Annotated in this window: 3 protein-coding genes; all 3 read right to left on the reverse strand. The window is 53.2% G+C overall.

What is annotated here, in order from left to right; translation table 11 throughout:
• Positions 1 to 325: 325 nt before the first annotated feature.
• Genes cas2 through cas12b form a run of 3 tightly spaced genes read right to left on the reverse strand, consistent with a single transcriptional unit; the run spans position 326 to position 5,664 of the window.
• Positions 326 to 628, reverse strand: coding sequence for a CRISPR-associated endonuclease Cas2 (gene cas2, locus BLU70_RS13915; RefSeq protein WP_338082092.1), 303 nt, complete (start codon positions 626 to 628; stop codon positions 326 to 328).
• Positions 625 to 2,298, reverse strand: a complete 1,674-nt coding sequence (gene cas4g/cas1g, locus BLU70_RS13920) for a CRISPR-associated endonuclease Cas4g/Cas1g (protein WP_176780924.1) — start codon at positions 2,296 to 2,298, stop codon at positions 625 to 627. Before cas4g/cas1g ends, cas2 begins: the two co-directional genes overlap by 4 nt.
• Positions 2,299 to 2,316: 18 nt before the next feature.
• Complete coding sequence (cas12b, locus tag BLU70_RS13925; RefSeq protein ID WP_074693942.1) at positions 2,317 to 5,664, reverse strand: type V CRISPR-associated protein Cas12b; 3,348 nt, start codon at positions 5,662 to 5,664, stop codon at positions 2,317 to 2,319.
• Positions 5,665 to 5,803 lie beyond the last annotated feature (139 nt).

The following is a 5,803-nucleotide window of genomic DNA, read 5'->3' on the forward strand; positions in this document are numbered from 1 at the left end:
GCAGGCAAGGCCTAGCGTGGGACTTCCGTCCCCAGATCGAGAACCAGGTTTCTCGACCCGTCTGACATCCTCTACTCACCCGCCCGCAACCAAGAAATGAGACAACTTATTGCCGTCGTAACAAGGTTTCGAGCGCCGCCCCAGGATCTTGCCCTGAGTCGGCGCTCGATTTTCAGAACGCTGAACAAGGGATCGAAGCGCGGGACATGCCCCGTCTCTGAGGCGTCGGCACAAGGTCCCGCTCAGCCTACAACCCTGTAGGTCGTGGCTCGCCTAACGGCTAGTTTCATTTTACAGCGAGCTATGCAACATCGCAACCTATCTGTCAGAAAATCAGTCTCTTCAAATCTAGAGGGACAAACTCTCTACCAATTATGGTGATGTTGCGTTGCAAAGCATTAGACTCTACATGGCCTATCCGGACAAACAGAACCTGATCCAATTCCTTGTGAATCACATCATAAAGTGCTTCCCGGAGTTGCACCTCTTCCATATCCGTCAACTGGCATAAGAAAACCGAATACTGCACATGTTTCCCGTATCCTCGTATGATTTTGTATGCCCGACGCCAACGTTTCGCATCAGTGATGTCATAGCTCACCAGTACGTGCCGCCGCAAGCCTGTCACCTCGTCACAATCGGTGAATACAACGCGATATCACCCATAAGATAACGGGACAAAATGCGAGCCTCCAATTCAAGCATCCGGCGATACGACAGTTTGTAACCGAATATTGGATGCGTCACAGTGTCGTGCATCCTCCGTTCATATGCCTGCAAAAATCGCTTGCGCGCGGCCGTTTTGAGATTGCACGAATCTGCGCCTATGTAGAAATCATGCAATTGGATTTCGTTAGTGTTCAGCGAACGAATAACTACAGAATCCGCAATTAATGCGCGGAAAGGTTCCATGAGATCAAGTGCAAGAGCTGGACGGCCCGGTTCAGCCGCATGATAGAACCCAAACATCGGATCAAGCCCCACCGCGGCAATCGCCGTGGATACATCGCGCACTAACAAACTGTACGCGAATGACAACATAGCGTTGACGGGATCTTTGGGAGGCCTCCGGTTCCGTCCACTCATAATTATGTCGCCATCCAGAGACATCGAGCTCCGTAGCATCGACGGGAAGCCCGAGAAGTACAGTTTAGCAGCCATTCCTTCGATACCGCGCAATGTGGCAAGCGAGTCCGCAGTGGACGTGGCCCGGGCAAGATCACCGAGATCACGAAGTAGTGACAGGGTGGATTCCTTCGCGTTACGACGCAGCAGCGTACGTTGGTTTAAAATTTTCGCCCGTACCACCGCCCGCGCCAACAACAAACACGTGTCGTTGTCCTCAAACTTTACAAATTGCGCACGGCGTACGTGTGTATTCTTCGTGATTAGATTGTGTGTCTGGCCGACCAACCTCCCGCCGGCTGTCAAAAAACTAACGGTTACACCCTTCTCCATCAGGTAGTGCAACAGTTGGGTAGAGACTTGGATATTGCCGAACAATGCAATATGTGCGATGTCCTTTAATGGAATCGAGGAACGCGTACCTTCGGGAGCGACAACGACCAGCTCATATCCGTTCTTACCCAGATGCGTGCCTGGTTCCGATACGTAGAGGACACCTAGATCGGCACGTTTCGGAACAATATCCCGAACGTCATCTACTTTATCGTTTACATAATTAGTTTCATCAGGTAGACATATCGCGTTAAGGGAGCATCGGAAACATTTATCCGAATCAACCAAAGGCTGTGGCATCGGCTGGTTTTCCAACTCATGAGCCCGAGCAACGCACCAGAGCGTAGCCTCTATCAAATCCTGGGTGAACTCAATCGTCACTCGTTTACGGTTGCCTCGGTAGTACAGTTGACCGGAATTGCAGGGTAAGCCATTTGCGCGAAGCAGAAGGCCTTGGGCACACAACTGGATTTGATCATTCGGCCATGCGTCGCCGGACAACGTCCACGTACGGATTACAAAGGAACGGCCGCCGGATGGGGCTGACGCATGTTTGGCTTCGACGGGTTGCCACTCCCCGTTTTCGTCGACGCGAATGGTGTCCAAATTGCCGACAATACCTAGGACTGCATCGCCAAGGTGTAGGGACTGAACAGGCTGCGGCCAGAGTTCTTCTACGCCCACGTCCGATGGCCGCCGACGGCGCTCTGCCCGTTGGTGCTGAGCAGCCCCCTCTACAGTGTCCGCATTAGCCTCAAACAACCCCTGCACATGCATGAGATGATAGAGCCGTTCACAGTAGATGAGCTCGTTTAGCATGCGTACGGGAATTGCGGACACCGCGCATCGCCTCACCTTTCATTCCTTGTGAGCCGCGGCTTCACGCTCCGACATTCGGCTGAGCAAACGCGCTGTCACTAACCTCTCCACCCATCCCCAGAACACTTTTGCAACCAGCCAGTCCCCTCCATGAATCTGTCCGCTGGCATCTCGGAACAGCGCGATCACCTTACCCTGCTGTTCACGGGCCTCGTCGATCCACGTCTCTGCCTCGGCTTCTTCGTCAGACGTTCTACCGCGACTCCGTCCTCTACTGCTTATTTTCTCTCCAACCATCCATCGATATACGTCCTCCTCGTCGGTGCTCACAAATACACCCTGCCCGAACACTTTGTAGAAGGAGTCAGCAAAGGCATTACTAATTCGCGGTACAGCATAGCGCCTGCCGTCCCGCTCTACCACGTCGCAGGTAACGCGACACAGAGATTCCGCATGACCGCCCCAAAACCGACGTTGCAGATTCTGAGCGGCATTGAGATCTGCGTGAACAATCTTGATCCCTTTCTGCCGATCACAGCACGCCGGCGTCACAAACAACTCACCGTCCCCCGTCGGAATGAGATCATTCGGTTGTAACCATTCCAATGTCCAGTTCAAGCGCTGCAGCTCACGCGCAAGCCAGCCCTTCCCCTGCGCCGCGTTCTCGATATCCTGTTTCTTGACCGAACGACAACGAACCCCTGGCGCACCAGATTGTGCGTCAAACCGTGACGAGAACGCCGGAAACACCGTGCCCACGATAAGCTTATGAAGGTCCGCCTGCAGCTTCAGTATCTCCAGAAGTCTGCGGTGGCTCCAAGCCATCAGCTGGCTATTCTCGGACGGAGGTCTGTCACTCTGGAACCGGTACCTCGACAGATCTTCCATCAGGATGATCTGACACGGCGGGTAGCGTTTATCCCATTTATGCCCAGAAGGCTTCGTTTCATCGTAGACATAACCCAATGCTGTCATTATCAGAAGATCCGCCAACTTCTTGAGTCTGTCCTCTTTCAGGTGGTTGACCCGCTCCACCAACCATTGCGCCACCTGGGTACCCCGCTTGATACGCACCACCTGGCCGGGTTCACGAGCGTGATTTGACCATGCCACCAGCGTTCGACGTTCCTGCTCCAACTGTCGGATTCTGCGCAGTGACAATCCACCTGCACCGCGTCGAATCGGTGGTTTGCCTGCATTTTTTCGCGCTACCTTCCACTCGCGCACGGCGTGTCCCAAAATTCGCTCCATCTGTCGATGTACGCTGATAACCTTTTGTTTCCAATTATCCACCGAATCATGCACTACACCTTGAAGCATGACCAGGTGAGGATGGAGCTCATCTTTCCAGGCGCCGCTGGGCTCCAAAGACTGAGCGAGACCGTGCAAGGCTTCCTGCCGTTCGTCTGGGGTCTTAGTGTCGCACAGACGCAGCAGTGACCTCAGGATCTGTATTCCTTGGCGGATTGTACCGAGCTGCGCATAGACATCCCTAAGCGGTGCATCCTCGTTGGTGCCCTTCCCCTCACCCGGTAAACGAAGCAAAAACGCACGCTCTTGCACCGCCACAAATTCGTCGGTTCCCGCAATTCTATATATCGTAGCCGTGCGTCGTCCCGAAGACACGACGGAATCTCGGTGCTCCAAGCGGCAGATGACAACGGCTGCACTGGACCGGACACCCAGGTCCACGGACATAACACGAAGCGGCAGAGTTCCGTCACCTTGGGACTTCCAATAGGCTGATAGATTTTCCGGACGCAGATAAATCCGATTCGTGTCGCGACTCACGGAAACGAGTTTCGCAGATTGGAGGACCTGCACGTCCGGGCGGTGAGCCGGATTCACATCCACGCTCACATTGAGGTAGACGGGACCACATTCGCCAGCTGAGAGCGTGGATGACCTGCGAATCAGATACCTGCGGTCAAACTGAATCTTGGCGCCACCCAACTCGGCACGCAGGGGTTCGTCAACGCCCGGATCGCGATACTGAACGCATAAGGATCCGTCTTCCATAATACTAAAATGAAGGCGCTCCCACTGCCGCGAAAATGCTAGCGGGACACGAATGTTTCGGTGTTCCGCCCAGCGGTTCTCTCCGTCCGGCATGATCAATGATGAGAATTCTACGTAATACCTTTTACTTCTCTTTTCAGGAATTAATAATCTGTAAGAGTAAATATTTTTCCCTTTTGCATCATAGCGGATCCATATCGGATGGTGGATGGCATCCGGAAGAGTGAGACGAGCATGACGCTTGGCCCTCGCCACGGCCCGTTGCAATGCGCGAAGGCGAGCAAACCTCAATATTTTGGTTGGATCGCTTCTCCATAAGGACCAATACTCAGGTTTCGCCAAGTGCGCAAACAGGACGTAGGATCCGAAGTTGCGACCCAACCGGGCCTGCACCCGCTTGATAGCAGCTTCATATTCCTCGATGGGGGCATCATCGGCCAACTTGCACCATTCGTCGGCAACGCGGTCAAAGCCACGCATCGACCTTGGACGAATTTGAAAAGCATGCTCATCTACAGCCACAAAGCCCTGCGAGGACGCCTGTAGTTCGCCTTCCAGCGTCTCTGCTAGTTTTATAAATTCCGGATCAGTCGCGAAGTTTTCGTCATAAAACTTCTTTTCACTCTCAACCAGCTTCTCAAATCGTTCCTTCACACGGCGGGTCCATGACTCCCATGAGAGCATTCTCTCAATCGACTGTTGGAATAGATCATAATCCCACTTTCGCACCCACTGTCGCGCCTTCTTAGGTGCCCAGCTCACTTCTAGTACAGTATCTGTATAAGGGAGAAAAATAGGGTGCAATCCAAACCTCCGTAGCTCCAGTAACAGAAAGGATACAGAGCTTTCCTGCTTTTGCTCCATTGCCTTTTTGTAGTCTTCTTCCCAGGTTGGATCCCCACTTAGTTTCTTCAAGAGCCATTTAGGCTTTCGTCCAGCATTAGATATACCCAATCCACCCTGTGAATTAGGATTAGTCAACGGGTTAAAAAAGTTGCGGGCAATCATTCGCGCATCGCCGCTCTTGTTCTTGTCAACACTTGACGGCACGAGTTGCTCGTACAGCTGACGCATCAAAGACAAAAGCTCCTCGTCGGTTCCCATATCACCACTGTGTTGGTGCGCACTTTGCAGCGTACGTAGACGCGACAAGAGCTCGGCTTGGATATCCTCACGGGTTCGCTGGACGACTGTTAGTCCGTGTTCATCTTCATCATAGATGGGTTCTTGCCGCATCAACACCAACCACTCGCAATAGTAGCGAACGCCCTGGTTCATGATTTCGTGGGTTTTCCACAATCCTCGCCGAACGTCGCGGTACTGCGGGGAACCCACCGCAAGTTTGACACGAATGGAACGAACGGTCACCTGGCTTCTCTCCTTTCTTGTGCACGAAGGAATATAGGCTTTGGGTGAGCGTCAAATAGTGCACACCTAGCGCCAGCGTGCCTGGTGCGAGATGATCCCCCCAGAATCCGACCATGGAGGGATCATCGTGACGAAGGCG

Source organism: Alicyclobacillus hesperidum, from assembly GCF_900107035.1.
GTDB lineage: Bacteria > Bacillota > Bacilli > Alicyclobacillales > Alicyclobacillaceae > Alicyclobacillus > Alicyclobacillus hesperidum.